Source organism: Vandammella animalimorsus, from assembly GCF_002285285.1.
GTDB classification, from domain to species: domain Bacteria; phylum Pseudomonadota; class Gammaproteobacteria; order Burkholderiales; family Burkholderiaceae_C; genus Lampropedia; species Lampropedia animalimorsus.
This window is the reverse complement of the sequence record NZ_NSJF01000003.1, coordinates 1-24004: the sequence shown is the minus strand read 5'-3', so window position 1 is coordinate 24004 and position 24004 is coordinate 1. Positions and strand designations below refer to the sequence as shown.

At 65.0% G+C, this 24004-nt stretch carries 25 protein-coding genes, 2 tRNA genes, 1 pseudogene and 1 riboswitch; of the genes and pseudogenes, 15 read left to right on the top strand and 13 right to left on the bottom strand.

What is annotated here, in order from left to right; genetic code table 11:
• Positions 1 to 30 precede the first annotated feature (30 nt).
• Positions 31 to 165, bottom strand: a riboswitch (TPP riboswitch).
• A gap of 231 nt (positions 166 to 396) precedes the next feature.
• The 3 genes from hemC to CK620_RS06565 form a co-directional block, all read right to left on the bottom strand.
• Positions 397 to 1347: a hydroxymethylbilane synthase gene (hemC, locus tag CK620_RS06575; RefSeq protein WP_095549895.1), complete on the bottom strand. Its 951-nt coding sequence runs from the start codon at positions 1345 to 1347 to the stop codon at positions 397 to 399.
• Positions 1348 to 1543: 196 nt separating this feature from the next.
• Positions 1544 to 2368 (bottom strand): 3'-5' exonuclease, encoded by an 825-nt coding sequence (locus CK620_RS06570; RefSeq protein ID WP_179290592.1) that lies wholly within the window; start codon positions 2366 to 2368, stop codon positions 1544 to 1546.
• An 8-nt stretch (positions 2369 to 2376) separates the two neighbouring features.
• Positions 2377 to 4368, bottom strand: a complete 1992-nt coding sequence (locus tag CK620_RS06565; RefSeq protein ID WP_095549652.1) for a DUF294 nucleotidyltransferase-like domain-containing protein — start codon at positions 4366 to 4368, stop codon at positions 2377 to 2379.
• A 175-nt stretch (positions 4369 to 4543) separates the two neighbouring features.
• Between CK620_RS06565 and CK620_RS06560 the strand changes: the two genes are divergently transcribed.
• Both CK620_RS06560 and CK620_RS06555 read left to right on the top strand, forming a co-directional pair.
• A tRNA-Asn gene (locus CK620_RS06560) sits at positions 4544 to 4619 on the top strand.
• Positions 4620 to 4688: 69 nt separating this feature from the next.
• A tRNA-Asn gene (locus CK620_RS06555) sits at positions 4689 to 4764 on the top strand.
• 129 nt (positions 4765 to 4893) lie between these two features.
• Here the strand turns inward: CK620_RS06555 and CK620_RS06550 are convergent.
• From CK620_RS06550 to cobT, 3 genes are read right to left on the bottom strand one after another with little or no spacing between them, the layout of a single operon-like run.
• Entirely contained in the window at positions 4894 to 5508 is a 615-nt protein-coding gene (locus CK620_RS06550; protein WP_095549651.1) for a histidine phosphatase family protein, read from the bottom strand.
• The gene (locus CK620_RS06545; protein ID WP_095549650.1) at positions 5505 to 6437 is read right to left on the bottom strand and encodes an adenosylcobinamide-GDP ribazoletransferase; all 933 of its coding nucleotides are present in this window, start codon (positions 6435 to 6437) and stop codon (positions 5505 to 5507) included. Before CK620_RS06545 ends, CK620_RS06550 begins: the two co-directional genes overlap by 4 nt.
• Positions 6438 to 6453: 16 nt before the next feature.
• Entirely contained in the window at positions 6454 to 7521 is a 1068-nt protein-coding gene (gene cobT / locus CK620_RS06540) for a nicotinate-nucleotide--dimethylbenzimidazole phosphoribosyltransferase (RefSeq protein ID WP_095543027.1), read from the bottom strand.
• Between the two features lie 124 nt (positions 7522 to 7645).
• Between cobT and CK620_RS06535 the strand changes: the two genes are divergently transcribed.
• Positions 7646 to 8242 carry an IMPACT family protein gene (locus CK620_RS06535; RefSeq protein ID WP_095549894.1) on the top strand — a complete coding sequence of 199 codons (597 nt, stop codon included), beginning with the start codon at positions 7646 to 7648 and terminating at the stop codon, positions 8240 to 8242.
• Positions 8243 to 8271: 29 nt separating this feature from the next.
• On the opposite strand, the gene CK620_RS06530 is transcribed toward CK620_RS06535, so the two are convergent.
• Together CK620_RS06530 and CK620_RS06525 are read right to left on the bottom strand one after the other, a co-directional pair.
• Positions 8272 to 9291, bottom strand: coding sequence for a PTS sugar transporter subunit IIC (locus CK620_RS06530; protein ID WP_095543026.1), 1020 nt, complete (start codon positions 9289 to 9291; stop codon positions 8272 to 8274).
• A 229-nt stretch (positions 9292 to 9520) separates the two neighbouring features.
• On the bottom strand, positions 9521 to 10720 hold the full coding sequence (locus CK620_RS06525; RefSeq protein ID WP_095543025.1) for a porin: 1200 nt from the start codon (positions 10718 to 10720) through the stop codon (positions 9521 to 9523).
• Between the two features lie 346 nt (positions 10721 to 11066).
• Here CK620_RS06525 and CK620_RS06520 point away from each other — a divergent pair, with 346 nt between their 5' ends.
• The 7 genes from CK620_RS06520 to CK620_RS06490 all read left to right on the top strand — a co-directional run bounded on the left by CK620_RS06520 (position 11067) and on the right by CK620_RS06490 (position 14909).
• On the top strand, positions 11067 to 11759 hold the full coding sequence (locus CK620_RS06520; RefSeq protein WP_238946051.1) for an HD domain-containing protein: 693 nt from the start codon (positions 11067 to 11069) through the stop codon (positions 11757 to 11759).
• 54 nt (positions 11760 to 11813) lie between these two features.
• Positions 11814 to 12242: a hypothetical protein gene (locus tag CK620_RS06515; RefSeq protein ID WP_238946050.1), complete on the top strand. Its 429-nt coding sequence runs from the start codon at positions 11814 to 11816 to the stop codon at positions 12240 to 12242.
• A 49-nt stretch (positions 12243 to 12291) separates the two neighbouring features.
• On the top strand, positions 12292 to 13173 hold the full coding sequence (locus tag CK620_RS06510) for an MbnB/TglH/ChrH family RiPP precursor modification enzyme (RefSeq protein WP_095549648.1): 882 nt from the start codon (positions 12292 to 12294) through the stop codon (positions 13171 to 13173).
• Positions 13170 to 13502, top strand: a complete 333-nt coding sequence (locus CK620_RS06505) for an HvfC/BufC family peptide modification chaperone (RefSeq protein WP_095549647.1) — start codon at positions 13170 to 13172, stop codon at positions 13500 to 13502. Before CK620_RS06510 ends, CK620_RS06505 begins: the two co-directional genes overlap by 4 nt.
• Positions 13465 to 13992, top strand: coding sequence for a DoxX family protein (locus CK620_RS06500; RefSeq protein WP_095549646.1), 528 nt, complete (start codon positions 13465 to 13467; stop codon positions 13990 to 13992). The genes CK620_RS06505 and CK620_RS06500 overlap by 38 nt, the downstream gene beginning before the upstream one ends.
• Before the next feature lie 72 nt (positions 13993 to 14064).
• A complete protein-coding gene (locus tag CK620_RS06495; protein ID WP_095549645.1) occupies positions 14065 to 14673 on the top strand; it encodes a sigma-70 family RNA polymerase sigma factor in 609 nt (202 codons plus the stop codon).
• Positions 14670 to 14909, top strand: a complete 240-nt coding sequence (locus tag CK620_RS06490; RefSeq protein WP_095549644.1) for a hypothetical protein — start codon at positions 14670 to 14672, stop codon at positions 14907 to 14909. Before CK620_RS06495 ends, CK620_RS06490 begins: the two co-directional genes overlap by 4 nt.
• A 114-nt stretch (positions 14910 to 15023) precedes the next feature.
• Here the strand turns inward: CK620_RS06490 and CK620_RS06485 are convergent, their stop codons facing one another.
• The 3 genes from CK620_RS06485 to CK620_RS06475 all read right to left on the bottom strand — a co-directional run bounded on the left by CK620_RS06485 (position 15024) and on the right by CK620_RS06475 (position 17161).
• Positions 15024 to 16187: an NAD(P)/FAD-dependent oxidoreductase gene (locus CK620_RS06485; RefSeq protein WP_095549643.1), complete on the bottom strand. Its 1164-nt coding sequence runs from the start codon at positions 16185 to 16187 to the stop codon at positions 15024 to 15026.
• Entirely contained in the window at positions 16145 to 16474 is a 330-nt protein-coding gene (gene fdxA, locus CK620_RS06480) for a ferredoxin FdxA (RefSeq protein ID WP_095540624.1), read from the bottom strand. The genes CK620_RS06485 and fdxA overlap by 43 nt, the downstream gene beginning before the upstream one ends.
• 198 nt (positions 16475 to 16672) lie before the next feature.
• On the bottom strand, positions 16673 to 17161 hold the full coding sequence (locus CK620_RS06475; RefSeq protein WP_095543017.1) for a cupin domain-containing protein: 489 nt from the start codon (positions 17159 to 17161) through the stop codon (positions 16673 to 16675).
• Between the two features lie 263 nt (positions 17162 to 17424).
• On the opposite strand from CK620_RS06475, the gene CK620_RS06470 reads away from it, so the two are divergent.
• The 3 genes and pseudogenes from CK620_RS06470 to CK620_RS06460 all read left to right on the top strand — a co-directional run bounded on the left by CK620_RS06470 (position 17425) and on the right by CK620_RS06460 (position 20045).
• On the top strand, positions 17425 to 17796 hold the full coding sequence (locus CK620_RS06470; protein ID WP_095543016.1) for a TraR/DksA family transcriptional regulator: 372 nt from the start codon (positions 17425 to 17427) through the stop codon (positions 17794 to 17796).
• 195 nt (positions 17797 to 17991) lie between these two features.
• Positions 17992 to 18963 (top strand): tripartite tricarboxylate transporter substrate binding protein, encoded by a 972-nt coding sequence (locus tag CK620_RS06465; protein WP_095549642.1) that lies wholly within the window; start codon positions 17992 to 17994, stop codon positions 18961 to 18963.
• A 123-nt stretch (positions 18964 to 19086) separates the two neighbouring features.
• A pseudogene (locus CK620_RS06460) lies at positions 19087 to 20045 on the top strand (IS481 family transposase).
• A 71-nt stretch (positions 20046 to 20116) separates the two neighbouring features.
• On the opposite strand, the gene CK620_RS06455 reads toward CK620_RS06460, so the two are convergent.
• A complete protein-coding gene (locus CK620_RS06455; RefSeq protein WP_338062601.1) occupies positions 20117 to 20668 on the bottom strand; it encodes a YbaN family protein in 552 nt (183 codons plus the stop codon).
• Positions 20669 to 20988: 320 nt separating this feature from the next.
• Here CK620_RS06455 and CK620_RS13805 point away from each other — a divergent pair, with 320 nt between their 5' ends.
• Entirely contained in the window at positions 20989 to 21195 is a 207-nt protein-coding gene (locus CK620_RS13805) for a hypothetical protein (protein ID WP_143325983.1), read from the top strand.
• 804 nt (positions 21196 to 21999) lie between these two features.
• On the opposite strand, the gene CK620_RS06445 is transcribed toward CK620_RS13805, so the two are convergent.
• Entirely contained in the window at positions 22000 to 22650 is a 651-nt protein-coding gene (locus tag CK620_RS06445) for a sigma-70 family RNA polymerase sigma factor (protein WP_095549640.1), read from the bottom strand.
• Positions 22651 to 22881: 231 nt separating this feature from the next.
• Here CK620_RS06445 and CK620_RS06440 point away from each other — a divergent pair, with 231 nt between their 5' ends.
• Positions 22882 to 23766: a sulfurtransferase gene (locus CK620_RS06440; RefSeq protein WP_095549639.1), complete on the top strand. Its 885-nt coding sequence runs from the start codon at positions 22882 to 22884 to the stop codon at positions 23764 to 23766.
• The last annotated feature ends 238 nt before the right edge of the window (positions 23767 to 24004 follow it).

Below are 24004 nucleotides of genomic sequence, written 5' to 3'. Positions count from 1 at the left end.
GTTCCAAGGGCCTGGGCTGCATGGGCCGCATTGGCGGCCGCCAGCTCATCCTTACGCCGGTACTAACCGGATCAAGTTGACGGGTTTGGCGCTGGGCCATCTCAGCGCGCCTTTGGAGCCGGTGTTCAGAGCCGACACCCAAGGCGCGCACCCCGGAGTGCGGCGCGCATCATACCGCCGGCGCTGCCGCCCGGGCCTCCGGTCAATCCCGCAGCAGTTGAGAGGCAGGTTCTGAGAGCCTGTTCAAAATCTTTGCACGGCGGTCAAGAGAGCGGATTTTGGCGCTCTGCTGCGTTGCAAAGCCTCGCCATAGCCCCAGCTATGGCTGCGTTTTGCGCCTTGCAGCCCACCCCAAACCGCTTCTTGCCCACTCGCGCCGAGATTTTGAACAGGCTCTTAAACCTGGGCCCCGGCCTGGCGCAGCAGCTGCGCCACCTGCTCGCCCAGCGCCTGGGCCTGGGCCAGCGTGGCAATGGCTGCGCTGGCCTGCACCTGCACCAGGGGGCGCTGGCCTTGTGGGTCGCCCCAGGCCGCGCGCAGCCACAGCGTGTCTGGCGCCTCGGCCCAAACAGCATGGGCCGCCAGCGGTACGGAGCAGCTGCCGCCCAGGGCGCGGCTGACGGCGCGCTCGGCGGCAGTGGCCAGCCAAGTGGGCAGGTGCGACAAGGCTTGCAAGGCGGTCTGCAGCTGCTGGGCCTGGGGCGTGTGCGGCTGGGCGGCCAGCACTTCGATGCCCAGCGCGCCCTGGCCTGCGGCGGGCAGCATTTGTTCGGGCGTGAACTGCATGCGGATGCGCCTGGCCAGTTGCAGGCGTTCCAGCCCGGCGGCGGCCAGGACGATGGCGCTGAACTGGCCTTCGTCGAGCTTGCGCAGACGCGTGTCCAGGTTGCCGCGCAGCGGCTCGATGCGCAGATCCGGGCGCAGGTGCTGCAGCAGCACCTGGCGGCGCAGGCTAGAGGTGCCGACCACGGCGCCTTCGGGCAGGTCTTCCAGCCGCGCGTAGTGGTTGGAGACGAAGGCATCGTGCGGATTGCCGCGCTCGGGCACGCAGGCCAGTGCGAAGCCTGCGGGCAGCTCCATGGGCACATCTTTGAGCGAGTGCACGGCCAGGTGCGCGCGGCCATCGGCCAGCGCGGCTTCCAGCTCCTTGACGAACAGGCCTTTGCCGCCGACCTTGCTCAGGCTGCGGTCGAGGATCTGATCGCCGCGGGTGGTCATGCCCAGCAGCGTGGCCTGCAGCCCCTGGGCCTGCAGGCGTTGCTGGATATGTTGGGCCTGCCAGAGTGCCAGGCGGCTTTCGCGCGTGGCAATGACGCAGGCGGCGGGGGGGCGGGTGGAAGCGTTCATGAGGGGAGTGAGTGCGTGGCCATCGAAAGCCCGTGCCGTGCGTTGCAGTGGCGCTTTGAACAGGCTCACTTTGAACAGGCGCTCAGGGCGCGGGCGGCGGCTATGGTAGCGCGCCCAGAAGGCAAGGCAGGGCAGGGCGATGCAGCCAGGCGCAAGCTGCGCGGGGCGCCAGCGGGGCAAGCGTACGAACGGGTGCTCAAAACCCTGGCTGCTGTTGCTCGCGTTCGCGTTGCGAGGCCAGGCTGGCCAGCTGGCCCCAGGTCTGCAGCCCTTGGGCCTGGGCATGGGCCAGGGCGATCAGGGCCAGCTCGGCTGTGGCCATGGCGTCGGCCACGGCGTCGTGGCGGGCGCTGTGCGCCAGGCCCAGGGCTTGCAGCCAGGCGTCCAGGTCGTGATCGCCGGAGATGACGGGTGCCTTGTCCGGCATATCGGCTTGCAGCGCCGTTGGGCAGGGGCCGAGCAGGGCTGGCAACAGTTGCGCCAGATCGCACACGCCAGGCAGGGGCAGCAGCAGCTTGCCGGTGCGGCTGCTGGGTGCGTGCTCGCCCAGCCATTGCTGCGCGGCGCGGTGCAGCATGGCCTGGTCGAACCAGGCGTGCCAGGCCAGCCACAGCGCGTCCTGGCCCCATTCGAGCAGCTCCAGCAGGGCCAGGCGCGGGTCCTGGCCCTGGCTCAGGTCGCCCTGGGTCAGGCCGTGAAACAGTTGGCCCAGCGGGCTGATGGGCACCGGCACCTTGAGCACGCGCGCAAAGCTGCGGCCCAGGGCGATGCCGGGCTGGGCGCCGCAGGCTTGGATGCGCACCGCGCCGATGGACAGCACGCTGTCGCGCTGGCGGTCCAGCCCGGTGGTTTCCAGATCGAACACCACCAGCGCCTGCGTGGCCAGCGGCTGCGCGCCGGGTTGGGCGAAGGGCTGCAGCTGGGCCAGGCGCTGCTGCAGTTCATGGCGCTGCGGCGGTAGCAGAGGGGGCAGCGGGGCGGCCTGGCGCGCGCCCAGCCATTGGCGCAGGGTTTGCCACATGGAAGAGCTCATAGGCGGTAGTTCAGGCGCAGCGCGTCCTGCAGGCGGGCGGCCTCGGCCAGCGCGGCGCGCAGCACGCGCAGCTCCAGCGTATTGCACTGCTGCAGCGCGATCAGGTTGTCCAGCGGCTGGCCTTGTTGCTGCTGGCGCTGGTGGTGGCGCAGGCGCAGCTGCTGCAGGAAGTTGAAGGCGTCCTCATAGGTCTTGACGCGCTCTGGGCGCAAATGGCCGCGCTCGCCCAGCCAGCGCAGCCGCTGTACGGTGGAGGCTGCGCTGCAGCCCTGGGCCAGCGCCAGGATGCGCACGGCATCGACGCAGATGGCCAGGGCCTGCTTTTTGATGTCCAGCGTGGCGCCGCCCTGGGCCGCGCCCAGGGCTTGGATCAGGCGGTGCTTGAGGCCCTGCGCGCCGCCGATGGCCGGCGGCGTGCGCTGCAGCGCGAAGCTGGCCATGAGGCGCTGGAAAGCGCTTTCCTGCTGGAAGCGCTCCAGGCTGTAGGCGCGCAGCTGCTGCACGGCCTGCTCCAGCCGCGCATGGGCGCTGGGCGAGGCCCAGGCCAGCCGCATGTCAAAGAAGATGGTGGCGTTGAGCACGTCCTGCGGCTGGGCCTGCAGCAGCATGCGGTCGAAAAAGTCGCGCCACTGGAAGTCGGCCAGGCACAGCGCCGGGTTGCTGGCCATGATCTCGCCCGGGCACCAGTGCAGGCCGCAGGCGTCCAGCGTCTGGTTGATGGCCTTGGCCAGCGGCAGCAGCCGGGCCTGAGCCTGTTGCGCCTGGGCCGGCTCGTCGGCCAGGAACAGCAGGCCGTTGTCCTGGTCGCTCAGCAGGGTTTGCTCGCCGCGCGCCTCGCTGCCAAAGGCCAGCCAGGCAAAGGGCAAGCCAGGGTCGCCATGCTCGGCCAGCATCAGCTCGATCACGCGCTCAACGCTGTGGTCGTTGAGCTGGGTGACGATGCGCAGCACCTGCTCCGCGCTGGCCCCATGCGCCAGCATGTTGGCCACCAGGCGGCCGATGTCGGCGCGCAGCGTGGCCAGATCGGCCACCGAGGCGGCGCTGCGAATGGCGCGCGCCAGGTGCACCAGATCGACGCGCTGCAGCGCGAACAGGTCGCGCTCGGAGATCACGCCGCGCAGCACGCCGTCTTCGACCAGGCACAGGTGGCCGAAGTGGTGGCGCGCCATCAGCATGGTGGCGTCAAAAGCGCTGTCGTCCGGGTGCAGGGACATGGGCGCGGCGGTCATGACCTGGCCGATGGGCGCATCCAGGTCGGCGTGCGGGGCGATGACCAGCGCGCGCAGGTCGCGCAACGTGAAGATGCCCTGCAGGTGCAGATCGGCATCGGTGATGGCAATACTGCTGGTGCGCTGGCCGTGCATCAGGCCGACGGCTTCGCGCACGCTGGTGGCTGGGCTGCAGGTCAGCGGCGCGCGCGTGGCCAGGCTGCGCAGCGGGGTGTTGAGCGCATCGGCCTCGTGCAGGGTTTGCAGTGCGCCCAGCTGCATGTGCTGGCCCACGCGCGCCAGCAGCCCGCTGACGCCGCGCAGCGCAAACTGCCGGAACACGGGCGAGATCTCCAGCAATTGCACGAACTGCGCCACCGGCAGCTGTAGGCAGAAGCTGTCCTCGGCGGCGGTATAGCGGCGGCGCGTGGGGCGCTCGCCCAGAATGGCGGCAAACGGAAAGGCGTCGCCGGGCAACAGCTGCACCGGGGTGTCGGGCTCCTGCTGCTGCACCGGCTGCGCCAGCTCAGCGCGCTGGCCGACCACGTGGCCCTGGCGCACGATGTACCAATGCGCCACGCGCGGCGCCTCGGGGCCCAGGATTTGCTGGCCCGCAGCGAAAAAAACCAGCGCGCTGTGCTGCAGCAAATGCAACACATGGGCTGGCTCCATGGCGTCAAAAGGCGCGTGCTGCTGCAGGAACGCCGCCAGCGCCTGCACGTTCTGGGCCACGGCGCGCTGGCCAGCGGCCGCATCTGTGGCGGGGGGAGACTCTGTCATGCCAAATCCTCTGCGTGGGCCTGCCACCAGCGGGCCGGGCGCGCCGGGCAGTGCTGGCGGGCACTTTCGGGCCGCTGGGCGGGCTTGTCGATAGAGATGAACCCGCAGACTTGCGGCTTTGGACTGCACGACGTTTTTTTGGTGCGGTTTTTTCGCTATATAATCTCGCGCTTATTCCCCGATAGCTCAGTCGGTAGAGCGACGGACTGTTAATCCGCAGGTCCCTGGTTCGAGCCCAGGTCGGGGAGCCACCGATTCCAAGCGCAGTTGGCGTGCCCGTTGGCGCACAACAGTAGGCAGCGGCAGCTGCGCACCAGTTTTCCCCGATAGCTCAGTCGGTAGAGCGACGGACTGTTAATCCGCAGGTCCCTGGTTCGAGCCCAGGTCGGGGAGCCAAATGAGACAGGCCAACAGGCCATGCCCGCAGGCACAGAACAAGGCGCGATGCAGATCGCGCCTTTTCTTTTGCCTGTGCTTTTTACGCTGTTCCCCGACGTGCCCCCCCCCCGACGTGACAAGCGGACGCTACCAGCCCAGTGCCTGGGCCTGCAACCACTGGCCAAAGCCGATGCGCGTGGCCGGCCATTGCGCGGCCTGGGGCATGGGGATGGGCGCTTGAGGCGTACAGGGCACGCCGGCGCGCTGCAGATAGGCCCAGGCATTGAACAGCCCAGCATGGGTGATCCACAGTTGCGCCGTGGGCGAAGGCGTTTGGGCCCAGCGCAGGCGCAGCGCCTGGGCTCGCGCCAGCACGTCGGCCACGCACTCCCTGCCGCCGAAGCGGTGCTGCGCGAAGTCCTGTGTCCAGGCGTCAATGGCGGCGCGGGGGATGCTGCGCCAGGGCTGTTGTTCCCAGCAGCCGAAATCCATTTCATTGAGCAGTGGCTCGACCTGCCAGGCGGGCAGGTCGGGGCGCAGTACGCACAAGGCCTGCGCCAGGGCCTGGGTGCGCTGGCGCTCGGAGGTCAGCAGCTGGCAGCCTGTGGGCAGCAACGCCGCCAGCGCCAGGGCCGATTGCGCCAGGTGCGCCGGCTCCAAGGGCACCTCGCTGGCGCCATAGCACAGGGGCTCGGGCAGTTGCACGCGAGGGTGGCGCGCCAGCCACAGCGGCGCGGGCGGCAGTGGCGCGCTGGCACTCATGCGCTGGCGGCGCTGGCCGCAAGGGCTGCGCTGTGCGGGGCCAGGGCCATCAGCAGCGCCAGGTAAAAGCCCAACTCGCCCACTTGCTGGGCGGCGCCCAGGCCATCGCCGGTAAAACCGCCCAGGCGCACGCGCAAGCGCCAGCCGACCAGACCGCCGCAGATCAAGGCGCCCAGGCCCGCCCACAGCCAGGCGCTGGCCGGCGCGGCCACAGGCCCGCTGCGCAGCAGCGCGCCCACGGCCAGGGCGCTCACAGCCAGCCAGAGCAGCGCCGTGCGCAGCGCGCTGGTCTGCAGGCCCGTGGCAATGGGCTTGGATTTGGATTGCGCGCTGTCGCCCACGTGCGGCAGCCAGGCTGTGAGCAGCAGGGGCATCAGCCGCGAGCACACGTGCGCGGCGGGCAGGGCGCTGGCGGCCAGCAGCGCAGGGCCCAGTTGCAGCAATGCGGCCAGCAGCGCGGTTTTCAGCAGCAGCGCCACGATCAGCGTGACGGCGGCAAAGGAGCCAATGCGCGAGTCCTTCATGATGAGCAGGATGCGCTCGCGGTCGCTGCCGCCGCCCAGGCCATCGGCCAGGTCGGCCAGGCCGTCCTCATGGAAGGCCCCGGTCAGCCACAGGCTGGCCACGGTGGAGAGCAGCGCGGCCACCCAGGCCAGCGCCGGGGCCTGTTGCATGCTGGGCAGCAGGGTCAGCGCCAGCAGCATGGCGGCGGCGCTCAACAAGCCGATGAGCAGGCCGATGCCAGGCAGGTGGCCCAGCGCATGGCGCAGCATCTGTGGGTGATAGCCAACCCAGCGCGCCAGCGCGCCTGTGACCGGAATGCGCGTGAAATACTGCAACGCCAGCAGGAAGTGGCGCAGCCCTTGCCATAGGGGCTGCCGGACGTGGTCGCTGGGCTGCGCGCGGGGCTGGTGTGGCTGATGTGGCATGTGGCGCTGCTTGGACTCAGCCCGGCAGCTGGCCCGAGACCTGTGCCGAATCGAAGCTGGCCATGTCGCGCAGGATGCGGCAGGCCGACTCCAGCAGCGGCCAGGCCAACGCCGCGCCCGAGCCCTCGCCCAGGCGCATGTCCAGCTGCAGCAAGGGGGTGGCCCCCAGTTCTTCGAGCATCAGGCGATGGCCTTGCTCATGCGAGCGGTGCGAGAACACACAGCGCTGCAACACGTGCGGCGCCAGCCGCGCCGCCACCAGCACGGCGGCGCTGGTGACGAAGCCGTCCACCACGATCAGGCGCTGCTCCTGCGCGGCTTGCAATACGGCGCCGACCATGCCGGCAATCTCCAGCCCGCCCAGGGCGCTGAGCGCCTGCAAGGGGCTTTGGGCATCGGCATGGCGTTGCAGCGTGCGCTGCAGCACGTTGAGCTTGTGCGCCATGGCAGCGCCATGCACGCCGCTGCCTGCGCCGGCGCAGGCCTCGATGGGTTGGCCGCTCAGCCGCGCCAGCAGCAGGGCGGCAGACGAGGTGTTGCCAATGCCCATCTCGCCCAACAGGATGGCATTGCCAGGCACGGCCTGCACGGCGCGCCGCCCGGCGGCGATGGCTGCCTGGCATTGCTCGGCGCTCATGGCTGGGTGCTCGCTGGCATCGGCTGTGCCGGGCGCTACCTTGTAATCGAGCAGATCCGGGTGGGGCGGCAACAGCCGGGCCACGCCACAGTCCACCAGCTTCAGCGCGATGCCATGCTGGCGCGTGAGCACGCTGATGGCCGCGCCGCCGCTGAGCATATTGGCCACCATCTGCCAGGTGACCTCCTGCGGGAAGGCCGAGACGCCCTGCTGCGCCAGGCCGTGATCGCCAGCGAAGATCAGCGCATGGGGCTGGCGCAGCACGGGCGTGGTGCTGCCTTGCAGCATGCCGATCTGGTGGGCCAGGGCCTCCAACCGGCCCAGCGAGCCCAGCGGCTTGGTCTTGTTGTCCAGCACCGTTTGCAGCTGGCTGGCCAGCTGCGCATCGTGCAAATCGGCAATGGCTGCAACGCAGGCGGTCAAATCGGAAGGGGTGGAAGAATGCATGGTGGTCCAATGGAAGGGCCCAGGGCCAACACGGGCCTGGGCAAGGCCAGGTGCGCTATCCTAATTGCAAAATTTCTTTTCAATGCGCTCATGCCGTGCCAGGGCGCAAGTGCCGATCTTCTGCATGCGCCAGACGCTCAAACATTCCGTACACAGCGAACTTTTGATCAAGAAAAGCCGCTTCATTGGCTGCGTGCAGCCCGTGGCCGACCGCGCCCAGGCGCAGAGCATCGTGGCGCAGCTGTGGCAGCAGCATCCTGGCGCGCGCCACGTTTGTTGGGCGCTGATGGCCGGCGGGCAATCTGCGGCGGTGGATGATGGCGAGCCCAGCGGCACGGCCGGCCGCCCCATGCTGGAAGTGCTGCGCCACCAGCAGCTCGAAGGCGTGCTGGCCACCGTGGTGCGCTACTTTGGCGGCGTCAAGCTGGGCGCTGGCGGCCTGGTGCGCGCCTACACCGATGCCGTGGCCCAGGCCCTGCTGCAGGCCGAGCGCGTACCGCTGCAAGCCCTGGCCACACTGGCTTTCAGTGTGCACTACCCACAGGAAGGCCTGTTGCGCCACCTGCTAGCCCAGCACGGCGTGCAGCAGTTGGAAGTGGCGCACGGCGAGCGCGTCACCATCACCGCCCAGGTGCAGGAAAACCAGGCCCAGGATCTGCGCCAAGCCATTGCCGATGCCACGCAGGGGGCGGTGCAGTGGCTGGATGCGCAGGGGCAGTGAGCCAGCCATCGGCGGCCTTGCGCAGCTTTTTACATCCGCGGATCGATCTTCAGATCGCCCGGGCGAATCCAGCCCCAGCGGCGCAGCACGCTGGCAAACAGCAGGGCCAGAGCGGCCGGCAGGATGAAGTGCAGCAAGGCGATGGACAGCCAGACTTGACCGCTCTCGCCCATGGCGGCCAGGGTGCCGACCTGGCCGACGAAACCGCTGGTGCCCATGCCTGAGCCGGTGGGGATGTTCTGCATGCCAAAGCCCAGCGTGGCCACAGGCCCGAGGATGGCGGCGCTGAGGATGGGCGGGATCCAGATGCGCGGGTTGCGCACGATGTTGGGCAGTTGCAGCATGCTGGTGCCCAGGCCCTGGCTGAGCAGGCCGGAGACGCCGTTTTCGCGGTAGCTCATGGCGGCAAAACCGATCATTTGCGCAGCGCAGCCGACTGTGGCTGCGCCGCCTGCCAGGCCGCCGAGGTTCAGCGAGATGGCCAGCGCGGCGCTGGAGGTGGGGCCTGTGAGGATCATGCCCATGACCACGGCCAGGATGATGCTCATCAGCAGGGGTTGCAGCGTCATGGCCCACTGGATGGTGTTGCCGGTGACCTCCAGCACGTTGCCGATGAAGGGGGCCAGGCCCTTGGCCGTCAGAAAGCCCACAGCCAGCGCTGTGGCCGGGGTGACGATGATGTCGATGGGGGTGGTCTTGCTCACCAGTTTGCTGGCCTCGGTGGCGGCAGCCACGGCCACGAAGCAGCCCACCGGCCCGCCGAGCTTGGCCCCCAATGCGCCGATGGCGGCGCTGGCAAAGACGACGATGGGCGGGCCTTGCAGCCCATAGGCCACAGCCACGCCAATGGCCGCGCCCATGCTTTGCTGGGCCATGGTGCCGGCCTCGATCAGCCAGGGCTGGCCTGTCCAGCCGCCCACGGTCTTGAGGATCAGCCCGATGATCAGCGAGCCGAACAGGCCCAGGGTCATGTAGTTGAGCGCCTCGATGCCATAGCGGCGCAGCGAGAACTCGATGTTGCGGGACTGGAGAAAGGACTTGAGTGACATGGCCAGGTGCTGTGTGCAGGGCAGTGGGTGGAAAATTTGCGAGATTGTAATACTCAATTTGAGTATTAATTGGGCTTGGCGCGAATGCTGTGGGTTGGGGCGGGTGGTGGGCTGTAACCTGCCCCAATTCGCAGGCACAGACGGCGAGGCTGCTCTTGCGGGTTCAGCGTGAACATGAAAAAGGGCGCCAGCTGGCGCCCTGTGGTGCACGGCCGTGTTGGGCCCTGCCTTAGAAGCGATGGCGGATGCCGACGGTCAAGCCGGTGCGGCTCTTGGCGCCATTGACGGCGCCGCGGCTGTCGGTGAGCGAGGCGTGATCGCTGCTGATCTTGATGTGATCGAGCCCGATGTAGGCGTCGGTGCGCTTGGAGAAGGCGTAGTCCAGCACGGTGGAGAGAAAGTGTGCCGTGCCGTCGGCCACTGCACTGCGCCCGGACTGCTTGGCATACCAGTAGTGCGTGCCCCAATTCAGCTGCGGCGTGATCTGATAGCCCACGCCGGCAGTGATCATCTGGCGCTTGTTGGCCACGGTGAAGGCCGGGCCGCTGAAGCCGCCGTTGCTGGTGCCAGTCCACAGCGAGCTGAGCGTGGCGTAGTCGACGTTGCACTGGATGTTGGCGCCGCAGTTGGCCTGGCCGTCGAGGTTGTGCTTGTTCTGCGCGTAAGCTGCATTCAGATACCAGGGGCCGGTGCGGTAGGAGCCGCCCACGGCATAGGCCTTGATCTTCTTGCCACTGCTGCCGAAGCTGCGCTCCATGTAGCCAGCACCGATGGCCAGGCCGCCATCGGCATAGCGCACGTAGCCGCCGCGCGATTTGCCGCCGGTGGAGTAGGTGCCGGGCACGCCGGGCACGCTGGTGCTGCCTTCGCCGTCGAGCGTGGCCTGAAGGCTCACGCGCACCTTGCCGAACTCGGCCAGGTATTTGAGCAGCTCATTGTTGCGCGCGCCCAGCGACATGCCAATCTCGGGCTTGAAGGCCTCCATGTAGGGCGAGTATGGATAGGAGGCAAAAGTGCTGGTGTACAGATCGAACAGGGCGTTGTACTGGCGCCCGGCTGTCAGGCGGCCAAAGCGCTTGTGCTGCAGGCCGACCCAGGCCTGCTGGTAGCCTGCGCCGACAATGTTGCCGCTGGTGCTGTCAATGCGCTGCTCCAGATTGGCCAGCACTTTGAAGCCATCGCCCAGCTGTTCGGTGACGTTGATGCCCAGGCGGCTTTGCGACATGCCGCCGCCGATCATCTTGGTCTGCGATTGCTTGTGATCGCCAGCCGGGCCTTCGTTGGTGGTGTAGCGCACGGCGGCATCGATGATGCCGTAGAGCTGCACGCTCGATTGGGCATGGGCCGGCAGCAGGCTGCCAAGGCCCAGCAGGCCGGCGGCCAGGGCGGTGATGCGCAGAGCGTGGCGCGGGCGGCGAGAAGTGCTCATGGGGTGTCTCCTTAGGGGCTGGGGCGGCCTGGCGCTGCGCAGGCGGTGCGCATGGGCCGGCCACCGCGATGGTGGTCGAAACATTCAGCGGCCCAGGGGGCAGCACATCACCCCCGTGGACCGCTGGCAGCAGGGCTGGGCAAGCTGCACTGGTGTGCGGCGCGCCGCTGGTGGTGGTACAACGGCTGCGCCAAGCGGCAGTTATTGTGGGCGAGATCGGCTGCCAATGCCGATATTGGACGCCTCTGGTTTTCCCCAATTCACGGTGCCGTCAGGCGCGGGATGTGACGCCCAGGCGACTTCCCATGCACAGCCTTCACGCACAGTTTTGATGAGAGAGCGCAGCATGCTATCCCCATCGACATCCATCCCCCCAGGCCAAGAGCTATGGCTACAGCAGACTGGGCCTGCGCCGTGGCAAGCCCTTTGGCAGCAAAGCTGGGCGGGGCTGGGTTTGCAGCCCGAGGCCGACTTGCTGCCTCAGTTGCTGGCCGCCTATGGCCAGCCGCAGCGCCACTACCACGGTTTGCAGCACTTGCATGAATGCCTGTGGCACTGGCAGCAGGTGCAACACCTGGCAGACCGCCCGACGCTGGTGGCGCTGGCCCTGTGGTTTCACGACGCGGTGTACGACCCCCAGGCCAAAGACAACGAGCTGCGCAGTGCGCAATGGGCAATGCAGGCCTTGCAGGCGGCGGGCTCTCCGGCGGCGATGGCCGAGCAAGTTCAGGCGCTGATCATGGCCACCTGCCACACCGCGCAGCCCGCGCCAGGCGATGCGCAGCTGGTGGTGGACATTGACCTGGCCATCCTCGGCGCTGCGCCGGCGCGCTTTGCGCAGTACCAACGGCAGGTGCGGCAGGAATACGGCTGGGTGCCCGAGGCGCAGTACCGCCAGGGCCGCCGTGCCGTGCTGCAAGGCTTCGCCCAGCGCGCGGCCATTTATGGCACGCCCTGGTTCCACGCACGGCTGGAGGGGCGCGCCCGTGCCAATCTGGCCCAGTCCTTGGCCGAGTTGGATGGGGCCGAGGCCGGGTAACAGCCCCGGCCATGGGCTCGATCACGGCCCCACCCCAAACCGCTTGTTGCCCACTTGCGCCGCGACTTTGAACAGGCTCCCAAAAAATTTGAAATTTTTTTCGTCGCCCGTGTCAGGTTTTTTCGCCTGGCCCGACATGGCAGGTGTGCGGCGTGTTTGCCGCATGTTTTTTCAACTTTTTTTGATCGGGAGAACCCCATGAGCCAACTGAAAAACATCGCTGCCCTGGCCGCTTCGCTGATTGCTGCCTCGACCTTTGCCACCGCCCAGGCTGCCGAGCAAAAGTGCGGCGCTGGCACCTGCGGCAAGAAGGAAAGCTCGGCCCCCGCCAAGGATGCAGCCTGCGCGAAGAAGGAAGAGGGCAAGGAAGCAGCCTGCTCCAAGAAAGAAGCAGCTTGCTCCAAGAAGGAAGGCAAGGAAGCGGCTTGCTCGAAAAAGGAAGCTGCTTGCTCCAAGAAAGAAGCGGCCTGCTCCAAGAAGTAATCGCCGCATCGCATCACCACGCACGCAAGTCACACAGGCAGGAATCACCATGATTGGACTGGGCTACCGGCGCGAAATGCGCGATTGGGACATCGCCGCCTTGGACGCTGACTTCTTTGAAGTGGCGCCGGAGAACTGGCTGCGCCGCTCGCGCGAGCCGCTGCACCAATTGCTGGCGCTGGGCCGGCCCGTGTTTTTGCATGGCGTGTCGCTCAATCTGGGCGGCACTTCGGAGATTTCTGCCGACTTCGTGCGTGGCGTGCGCGACCTGCTGGCTGAGCTGGGCACCGACCGCTATTCCGACCACCTGGCCGCCAGCGGCGACGCGCACCAGCTCTACGACCTGTTTCCCATCCCCTTCACGCTGGGCGAGGCGAGGCGCGTGGCCGAGCGCATCAGCCGCGTGCAAGACCTGCTGGGCCAGCGCATGGCCATCGAAAACAGCAGTTGGTACACCAACGTGGGCGAGATGAGCGAGCCGGAATTTCTGATGGAAGTGGTGCGCCGCGCCGACTGCCGCATCCTGCTCGATCTGAACAACATCGACGTCAACCGCAAGAACCACGGCGGCCCCGACCTGGATGCCTACGTGGCGCAGGTGGATCTCTCGCGCGTGAGCTACATGCACGTGGCCGGGCACGAGTTCGACGAACGCTTTGGCATGCATGTGGACACCCACAGCCAGCCCGTGGAGCCGCACACCGCGCGCAAGGCGCGCGCGCTGCACGCCGCCCACGGCCTGCCCATCCTGCTGGAGTGGGACAACGATATTCCTGACGCCGCCACGCTCAACCGCGAACTGGCCAGCCTGCGCCAGCCGCTGCCGGCGGCCCCTGTGGCCCCTGTGGCCCCTGTGGTTTCTGCCCCCGCCGCTGCGCCTGGCACGGCTCGCAACACCCCTGCCCGCCGCCGCACCAAGGAGCTGGCATGAACGCCGCCGCCACCCTGCCGCTGCCGCCCCAGGCCCAACAAAACCAGACCGAAGCCAGCACCGCCGCCTTCTACGACTACGTGCGCGGCCGCACGGACACCGTGCCGCCCGGCTACACCGAAGCGGGCCTGCGCGTGTACCGCTACCTCGTGTACCTGGGCGCCAGCCAGATGATCGAAGCCCACCACCCCGCGCTGCGCGCGCAATTGGGCGAGCAAGACTGGCGCACCCTGATCGAAGCCTTCGTGCGTGACTCGCAATGGCAATCGAATTTCTATGAAGACCTCAACGATGCATTCACCGACTTTCTCGCCCGCGCCAGCCAGTAATACCTTGGCCTGCCAAGGCTGCGCCGTGCTCGGCGGCCTGCGCTGCCTGCTGCAAGACGCCGGCCTGCTGGGCCTGCGCCTGTGGGCCGGGCAGGAATTCATCCGCGCCGGCCTGACCAAGCTGCAAGGCAGCGGCGGCGCGCCCGAATGGTTTGCCGGGCTGGACTTCCCCTTTCCCAACAGCCTGCTGAGCGCCGACTTCAACTGGCTGGCCGCCGGATGGGGCGAGCTGCTGCTGGGCGCGGCCCTGGCGCTGGGCCTGGGTAGCCGCCTGGCCGCGCTGGGCCTGCTCTACATCACCTGGGTGGCCGTGTACACCGTGCATTTCGACTTGGGCTGGGCCGGCTGGAACCAGATCGACACCGACGCGGGCCAGGGCTTCAAGGTGCCGCTGATGCTGGGCCTGATGCTGTTTGCCGTGCTCACCCAGGGCGGCGGGCGCTGGGCGCTGGATCGGCTGCTGCTGCGCCGCCATTGCCGCAGCGCATAGTCGGTGCAGCTCAGGTAGTGTTGAGTGGCCGCGCAGTAGGGTGTTGACCGCGCCGACTATCATGCCCGCCCTATGACTGCTCCTTCCCCTTTAAACCCTGCGGCGCTGGACGTGCAGGCCCTGGCGCAGACTTGGCGCCAGCCCATGCTGCGCTTTGCGCTGCTGCATCTGCAGCCGCCTGAAGAAGCCGAGGACGCGGTGCAGGACGCCTTGCTCGCCCTGCTGGGCGCGAAGCCCGCCACACTCACGCAAGGTGACGCGCGGCATTATCTGTTTGGCATCCTCAAACACAAGATTACCGACCGCCTGCGCGCCAAGTATCGGCCCGAGGTGGCCTATCAGGATGCTTTCGAGGAAGACGATTTGGACCAGGCGCTGTTCGATGCGCGCGACCATTGGCACGATGGTGTAGCGCCGGCTCTGTGGAGCAGCCCAGAGGGCCAGCTGCAAAATCAGCAATTTCTGGCCGTGGTCGATGCCTGCGTGCACCGCCTGCCGCCCAAGATTGCCCGCGTGTTCAGCATGAAAGAGCTGCTCGAATGCGATGCCGCCGAGGTGTGCGACACCCTGGGGCTGAGCAAGAGCGATTACTGGCAGTGTATGAGCCGTGCTCGCAAGCAATTGCAGCTGTGCCTGAGCCAGCACTGGTTCGAGCAACCACAAGAGGGACGCCAGCCATGAAATGCGCGCAGTACATCTTCAAGCTCACCTCGGGCCAGCTGGGCGAAGATGCCCCGGCCAGCGAGCGGGCGCAAGCCGCTTTGCATCGGCTGGTGTGTCGCCACTGCCGGGATTTCGCGCGCAACGATGCGGCGTTGGACGACATCCTGGGCGCTTACCGCCAGGCGCTGCAGACGCCCGATTTACCCGACTCGCCCGAGCCCCCTGGGCCAGCAGCACAGCCGTCGCAGAAGTAAGCGCCTGGCCTCGAAATCCTGCTTCAAGCCCCAGCCGTTGGCGCCGCCGTGCCCCGTGCCTTGCGCGCCCTTGGCGCACAGCGTGCGCGGCTCCTTCGTTGGTGCAATCGCGCGCTATGCCGCATCCAGCCGCCCCAGGCGGGCCAGCAACTGCTTGCTGGTGGTGGTGTAGGGCGTGGGCAAGGCCTGCTGGTGGTGCTGTTCGGCAATGGCAAAAGCCGCCAGCGTGGCCTCGTGAAAGCTGCAGGCGATGAGTTTGCGCTTGCCGGGGTAGCTGGCGATGTCGCCAATGGCGTAAATGCCGGCGCGGCAGCTGCGCATCGTGGCTGGATCGACGCGGATGTGCTTGGCATCCCAGCCTACGTCCCACTCCAGCGCTGCCCCCAGCTTGGGTGCAATGCCTTGGTAGAGCAACAAAACATCCAAGGCCAGCTCTTCGCGTTGGCCCTGTGCATTGAGCAGCTGCAGGGCTTGCAGCCTGGGGGCCGCGCCGGGGGCTTCGGTCAGCGTCAATGCCTGCAGCTGGCCAGTGGCGATGTGGATGCAGCCTTGCGCCTGCAGCGCTCGCAACTGCTGTAACTCGTCGGCCTCGGCAGTGAACACGTCACGCCGGTGCAGCAGCGTCAGGCGGCTGGGGGCCTGCGCAGCTGGCAGGGCAGCCAGCTGCAAGGCTTTGCGCACGGCATCCTCGCCGCCGCCATGCAGCACCACATGCCGGCCTGCCACGGTGGCAGAGCCATCACGGGTTTGCAAAAACACCTGCTCTCCTTGGGCCAGCAGGGCTTCCAGCCCTTCCAGGCGCAGGCTGCGGGGCGCGAAGGCGCCTACCCCCAAGGCCAACACAACGGCACGGGTGAGGATCTGCTCGCCAGCGTCGGTACGCACGCACCACAGCGGCGCGCTGCTGTCTGCAGTGGGGGGCGCATGCGGCTCGATGGCGGTGACGGTTTGCCCCCAATGCCAGTCGATGGCAAAGGGCGAGAGCTGCTGCCATAGGCGCTCGCTCAGCTCCGTGCCGCTGACTTGTTGCAGCGCCGGAATGTCGTAAATGGGCTTTTGCGGGTAGAGCTGGGCGCACTGGCCGCCAGGCTGGGGCAGGGCCTCAACGGCATGGCAGCGCAGCCCTTGCAGGCCCAGTTGGAACAGTTGGTACAGGCCGGCTGGCCCAGCGCCGACGACCACGGCATCGCACACCGGCTGGCCATCATCTGGGGCGGCCGGCGGCGGCGCGGGCCTCAGCGCACCAGGTATTGCAGCTTGTCGCTCTGGCCGTTCCATTCGTCAGCGTCCTCCAAGGCGGCCTTGCGCTTGGTGATGGTCTTGTAGTTCTCGCTGGCGCACAGCTCGGCGTTGATCTGGATGAACTCCTGCTGATCGGCTGGCACGTCTTCTTCGGCGAAGATGGCTTCTGCCGGGCATTCGGGCACGCACACGGCGCAGTCGATGCACTCTTCAGGGTCGATGATCAGAAAGTTCGGGCCTTCCTTGAAGCAGTCGACCGGGCACACATCCACGCAATCGGTGTACTTGCACTTGATACAGTTTTCGGTGACGACGTGGGTCATGGCGCTGGCCGCAGGAAAAAGCAAAAAAGCAAAGTTCGTGGGGATTTTCAGGGGCGCGATTCTATCGCCGCCGCAAAGTCACTGGCATGAGGATGGGCTCGGCGCCTGGCGGGTGTAGAGCGTGTGATGCAAAAGCCGCCACATGGCGGCGACCATGGGCGGCTTGGCGGGCACAAGTGCTGTGCCAAGGATCAAGAATCAGGCGTGCTTGTCCGCCTGAGTGCTGGGCGGTTGCACCGACCAGCTGGGCGGCTCGTCATTGCCGCTGTCCTCATCGTGTTCGGACTCTTCGAAAGTGGCGTGGACTTTGCCAGCGGCGTGGTGCACCGGCGCGTAGATGGCATACAGGCGCATCGGGCTGTCGCCAGTGTTGATGACGTCGTGCCACATGCCAGCGGGCACGAGAATGCACCAGCCGTCTTCCACGTCCTGCTCGAAATTCAGGTTGTCCTTGGACGGGCCCATCTTGCACTTGCCCTGGCCGGCATCCAGGCGCAGGAACTGGTCGGTATCGGGGTGGGCCTCCAGGCCGATGGACTGGCCTGGCTCGATGGACATCAGCGTGACCTGCAGGTACTTGCCGCTCCAGACGACGGTGCGGTAGTTGCTGTTGTCCTTGGTGGCGTTTTCAAGATCGAAGGCGTTGGGTTGAGGGCCGATGTCTTGAACGACGGGTTTTTGGCTCATGTATGACTCCGTGAGGGCGGGGATGAAAAAAAGACCGCAGCGTCAGCCGCAGGCAGCTGATTGTGCGATGCCCTGCATCTTAGAGCCTGTTCGGTGTCTTGGTGCGGGCACGCCGTCTGCAATGGGGCAGGCCATGCAAAGTGCGTACCGCCGAGGCGGCGGCCCTACGGCATCCGATGCCATTCGTAGGACATTGCCCAGCGCCGCGCGGTTTCATGCATCATCCGCGCCATTGGTTTTGACCCATCAAAAAGGAATTGAACATGACACATCCCGCCCCCCAAGACTCCCAGCGCTGGCAGGCCATCAAGGCCAAGCTGCTGCAGCGCCAGGAGGAGCTCGAACGTGAAATCAGCGCCGCTCGCGCAGAAATTGAGCAGGACGCGCAAAACAGCCCCGAGGAGCCAGGCGATGCTGCCCAGCGCCTGGAGGCCAAGGAAGTGCGCCAGGCTGAGCTGGCGCGCGATCAGGCCGAGCACGCCTCCATCGGCCGTGCGCTGGCACGCATCGATGCCGGCGAATACGGCCAGTGCGCGCAATGCGGTCAGTCCATCTCCGAGCAGCGTCTGCTGGCACGGCCCGAATCGACGCTGTGCATCAACTGCAAGCAGGAGGCTGAAGAGCACGCGCATTGATATTGCTAGAGGAGTGCCTTTTCTCGGGGTCTCAGTGATCTTCTATTGCTGCAACAGGGGGTATCGGGGAGGAGGAGTCCAAGGCGAAATTGTTAGCGCTTTCGGTGTTCTTAGGCACCAGCTTCCGTGGCTTGCGCAAAGCATGGGTAGCTTGGGCTGCCCTTACTATTGTTTGTTTGTCATTGCAGGAAATCCATGAAACCAAGCATTTTTGTCGCTGTTTTGGCTTGTTTCTTCGCAGTCTCGTCCCCGGCTCGGGCCGACTATCCGAGCCGTCCAGTCAGATTGGTTGTGCCATTTCCTCCTGGCCAAGCCACAGACATCTTTGCTCGGGCCTTGGCTGAAGAGATGTCCAAGCGTCTCGGGCAAGCATTCGTAGTGGAAAACAAAGCGGGTGCTGGCAGCAATATTGGTTCAGAACTGGTGGTTCGTAGCCCGGCTGATGGCTACACGCTGTTGGTGGCCGGCAGTGCCATGGCTGTCAATCAGACGCTCTATAAAAACGTCGGCTTCGATCCCACCAAAGACCTGGCAGGCATCACCATGATCGCCAAGGTGCCTCTGATTTTTTTGGCCCATCCAGACGCGCAGATTGCATCCATGCAGGATCTTTTAGGGAAGGCACGTGCCGAGCCAGGCAAGCTCAATTACGCCAGTGCGGGCATTGGCGGCACGCAGCACTTAAGTGCTGAAATGATCAAAGCACGCACCAAAATCCAAATTGAGCACATTCCCTATAAAGGAAGTGGGCCTGCCCAGTCCGACTTTTTGAGTGGTCAAGTGCCACTGATGGTGGATTCGGTCACCGCGGCTTTGGCCAATGTCCAGGCTGGCAAGGCCATCCCTTTGGGTGTGACATCGCTGAAGCGCTCAGCGCAATTGCCGCAAGTGCCCACTATTGCCGAGTCTGGCATCCCTGAGTTGCAAGGGTTTGAGGCTGTGGGGTGGTTAGGGTTGATGGCCCCTAAGGCGACCCCAACGTTAGTCATTGAGAAGCTCAATCAAGCTGCTGTTGAAGCCTTGAACACTGCAAAGCTACGTCGATTTATCGAAGAGCGAGGTGCGGAGGCTGTGCCGACATCTCCAAAGGAAATGGATGCCTTCGTCGCCAGTGAAATTCAGCAGTGGAGCCAAGCGGTCAAGCAGTCCGGTGCTTCTGTGAATTAAGTGCAGTTCCCAATACATCGTATTCTGCAAAGCTCAGTCTGTGCTGTCGTTTCCCAATAGGTTGTTCACCCGAGGTGAAGCAAGATGGGGTTCTCAAGCCACATCAACTTCAGAGATCCCCAGATGAACACCCATAAGAATGCCTCATTGACGCCCAAAGGGCGAGCCCATTTGATTGCTCAAATTGCCTTGATCGGCTTGAAGCCGGCAGCCCAGGCCGCCGGCATCAGCACCCGTACCGCCCGCAAGTGGCAGCGCCGCTTTCATAACGCGAAGGCACTTGCGGCTTGCTTGACCGCAGCTCAAGACCCAGGCGCAGCCCTCTGCGCAGCGATCCGAACAAGATCGAGTGCGCCGTGGCCTTGCGGCGCACCCAGCGCTTGAATTACGCGCAGATCGCCCAGCGGGTGGGCATATCTCTCGCCTCTCGCAGCTCCGTGGCACGAGCCTGCCAGCACGCTGGTGTGGCGCGTCTGCCACCGCTGCAAGAAGCGCCGCCCGTGCGGCGCTACGAGCGCCCGTCAGCAGGCCAGCTGCTGTACCTGGATACCAAAAAGTTCGCACGTTTTGATCAACCCGGCCATCGGGTGACAGGCGATCGAACCGGCTACACATCCGGCGCCGGCTGGCAGGCGCTGCACGTGGCCATCGATGACCATTCGCGCGTGGGGTTCAGTCTTGTGTTGCCCGATCAGACGGCCAAAAGCGCCTGTCAGCACCTGCTGGCGGCACTGCGCTACTACAAGGCGCTGGGTGTCAAGGTTCAACGGGTGATGACTGACAACGGCTCGGCCTACAAATCCAGGCGCTTTGCCAAGCTGCTGCAAAGGCTGAAGATCAAGCACCTGCGAACCCGGCCTTACACGCCCAGAACCAATGGCAAGGCCGAGCGCTTCATCCAGACCTTGCTGCGCGAGGGGGCCTGCGCTTATCGCTATCCCACTTCAGAGCATCGCGCCAAGGAGCTGGCACCTTGGATGCATCATTACAACTTCTATCGCCCTCACTCAGCTACTGCGCACAAACCTCCCGCTACTCGCCTGGGCTTTGACGGGAACAATGTGTTGAGAAACTACAGTTAGCGCGCTGCAATGGCGTGCCAGGGCTTGGGGCGTTTAGCTCCTGATGGTGCCGCCGCTGGCCTGTACGACCATCATTCGCGGTTTTCGGGGGGCTCTGGACGCAGCCACAGCCATGCAGCCACTGCAGCCATGCAGGCTGAGGCAATCCAGAATACGCCCGTGGGCACGCCCACAAGCAGCATCAGCAGCGCACTGGCCAGCATGGTCAGGCTGGCAGCGCGTTTGGCGCGGCGATGCACGTAGCCGCCGTCCTCCCAGTTGCGCAGCATGGGGCCGAACATGCGGTGCATGCGCAGCCACTGATGCAGGCGTGGCGAGCTGCGAGCTGCAGCCCAGGCCGAAATGAGGATGAACACCGTCGTCGGCATGCCGGGCGTGAATGCTCCGATGATGCCCAGCAGCAGCGAGCACATGGCCAGCAAATACAGCAACGCCCGCGCGATTGGCGCCAGTGGGCGCAAGGGCTTTGAGGCCGGTGGGGTGTCGAGCTGGCTGGTGTTCGGTGGCTGCGTTGTCGTTTCGTCCATGCCGACTTGGGTAGCGCAAGCCTTGTCAGGGCTGGCTGGCGTTGGGCGGGTATCGGCAGACGGTGCGTCGGGGGAGTCGCTTTGCTCGATGGTCATGATGGTGCTTTGGGCGGCCAAAAAGTTTGCCATCCTGCAGACGGGCAAAACTTCACATCCAGCCAAGAAGGTGTTTCAGCAGGTCGGCGCGTTCATGGTCTCTTGCCTGAGATTCTCACGCCGCTACTTATCCCCAGGATCGAAAGTCTGCGGCGTTGCAGAGCGCGGCCAATGGCACGGGATCTTGACTGCGCCTTGTCGTTTGCAGTCCGTCTTGACCTGGGGCGAGCGCTATTGGCGGCGAGTTTGAGGGCAGGCTATTACTGTGACTTTGGCTGCGAGGCATCGGTGGCTAAGGCACGCATGAGCTGATTGTAGGCATGGGCACTGGGCTGGGCCAGCCAGATCAGCCCATCGCCAGCGGCCTGCTGCCATTGGATGTGCCCAGGAGCGATCCAAAGCTGGAGCAGCACCTGCTGTTCATGCAGCAGCAACATGCGCTGGGCTTGTTCCGGCGCAGAGGCAGGGGCGGCGAGCGGCTGTGTGATGAGCAGGATCTGCTGCAAGGCAGCGCGCGCGGTTTCTGAAAGTGTTGTGGTTGCAGCCTGGTCTTGTCCATTGGCGCCAGCCCAGCGCCAATGCGTTGCTTGTGCCAGCGGTTGAGCCAATGCCGCAGTTTCCATCGGTGCGCTGAAAGCGTCGCGCTGCCGATGCGGCTGTGTGTTGGCTGTGATGGCGTCAGCCATAATGGCTTCGGTCTGTGCCGGTTGTGCCTGCATGGCGTCTTCGGATTGCGTGGCCGCTGTTGATGCAGGTGCGCTAGGGGCGTGGGCAGGGGCTGGCAGAGGCTCAGGCTGTGGAGGTATTTGGGGTTCGCGTGCTGCGCTGCGCTGGTCGGTCGTCTGCACAGGCGCGGGCGCGCTGTTGGCCGGTGGCGCCTGGTGCGCAAGGCGGCTGTCCTCCAAAGCGGCTTCCGGCCAGCGACCATGCCAAATCACCAGTATCAGACAGGCTATGCATACGGAGGCCAGGCTAGCAGTCCATTGAGGCTGCATCAGCTTCTGTAAGGTGTGGCGCAGCCGCAGCCATGCCGATGGTGGGAGAACTGCGGGCTGAACAGGCCCAGGTGCTGTCAATGCATGCGCGGCATCGGCCAGGACGCGCTGGCGCAAGGCCGCGAGGCGCTCGGGCGAGAGGCCCGTCGCCGGGGCTGATGCAAGAGCCTGTTTCCAGAAGGCTTGAAGCCTGGCGTCATGAACCCCTTGTTCCGAAAGCATATCGGCTTGGCTAGCAGCGGCGGGGCTTGGAGGGGGGGATTCAGTCATGCGATTTCCTCCACAGGGGCTCTGAGCAGGCCCTTGGCCCCCAAGCGATATTGGCGGCTTTGACTCTCATGGCTGGCTTTGAAAGGCGTTCAAATAACTGCCCATGCATTGGCGAAGCTTTTGCAGGCTGTAGCGCAAGCGGCTGCGCAGCGTCTCGAAGCCTATCCCAAGGTGGGCGGCAAGCTCTTGAAGGGAGCAGTCTTCTTCATGCTTGAGCAAGAAGGCGGCACGCTGCTCGACGGGCAACTCTTCAAGACAGCGCAACAGTTGCTGGCCTGCGGCACGCCAGAAAACCTGCTCTTCAGTAGAGATTGAGCTAGGGGGGTGCGCTGTATGGGGATGAATCGACAGCGCACAAATTTCAGGTGCGTTGGCTTCGGAGTTTGCTTCCCCCAGCACTTGAAGCGAAGCCTCTGCGGCAGGCTGGCGCTTCATGTGGCGCATGTGATCCATGGCCGTGTGGTGTGCGATGGCAAATGCCCAAGTGCGCCACTGGGCCCCTTGTGGACGAAAGCTGTTACGCCCATTGATGATGCGTAGCCAAGTTTCTTGAAAGACCTCTTCCACATGCGCTTCTTGCGCCTTGCCTAATGTGCGAGTAATGAAACGCAGCATGCCTGCTTCGTGGCGGCTGTACAAGGTGTCGAAACTTTTTGAATCGCCTGCTGCGTAAGCCAGCATCAAGGCCTCGTCCGAATCTTGATGAAAAGCATGCATGTGCAAAAGGTGGTTGGTGAGCGGATCGGAGCTTGCGGAGGAGGGCGCTGGCGTTGAGTGGGTGGCTGTCAGCGCAGCTCAAACTCGAATTCTTCAGTGTATGTGCTTTGCTTTGCGGCAATGTGGGCGCGCGTCGCAGCAGGACAGCCCGCAGCAGCAACCGAAGAGGCTTTGCTGGATGGGCGTCGCGCACAATACGCTTTGTTCAAGTGATGACTTGTAGGAATTTTCATGTCGCAAAGCCACCTCATCGATGTTTCAGAGCTGAGCGCGCTGTTGGCCAAGACCCAGCCCCCAAGCCGCCTTGTGCTGATTGATTGCCGGTTTGACCTGGCCCAACCCGAGTGGGGCCATGAAGCCTACCAGCGAGAGCACCTGCCAGGCGCCATATATCTGTCACTGGATACCGACTTGTCTGCCCCATTGACTGGCAGCAATGGCCGGCATCCCCTGCCATCGCCACAGCACTTTGCTGCCACGTTGACACGCATTGGGGTCAGCAATGAAAGTCTGGTGGTGGCGTACGATCAGGGCGTAGCAATGATGGCAGCGAGGCTGTGGTGGATGCTGCGCTGGGTTGGCTGCCGCAACGTGCGGGTGCTGGATGGCGGGCTGGCCGCATGGCAGGCTGCAGGCCTCCCGCTTTCAGACTCAGGTAGCGATTTAGCAAAAGCGCAGAAATCAGCAGAAGCTGAACCATTCGAGCCGAGCCTGCAGCCAGACATGTTGCGCTCTGCCGATCAAGTTCTGCAAGCATTGGATCGAGACGATCAAATTCTTCTTGATGCTCGCGCAGAAGAGCGTTTTCGGGGTGAAGTCGAGCCGTTGGACCCGGTGGCCGGACACATCCCAGGTGCGATGAATCGCCCATTTATGCAGAACCTTCTGCCTGACGGCAAGTTCAAGCCAGCGCTACAACTGAAACGTGAATTCGAAGCGCTGCTCCAAGGGCGACCAGCCACGCATCTGGTGCATCAGTGCGGCAGTGGAGTGTCAGCCGCCGTCAACATGTTGGCAATGGAAGTTGCCGGCCTGACAGGCAGCAGCCTGTACGCCGGAAGCTGGAGTGAATGGGCCAGCGATCCCAGTAGGCCTGTAGCCACGGGGCCGCACTGAGCGAGGACTAAGAGAGAAAGCCCGTAGGGAATACACCCCTATCTTGCAATGTGCTTTGCGGTGTTGGGCACAGAGCTTTTCTTGCAAAACATCAGACCACTTGCGTGCGTTGAAAAACTTATGTTATAGTCACGCCTTCGCTTGATTGCAGCTGCTCTGTTGGGTGGTTGCGGTGGCAGATGGTTTGAGGTTAGTTGACTGACTCAAAATTTCTGCTACAATGCGAAGTTTCCTCGAA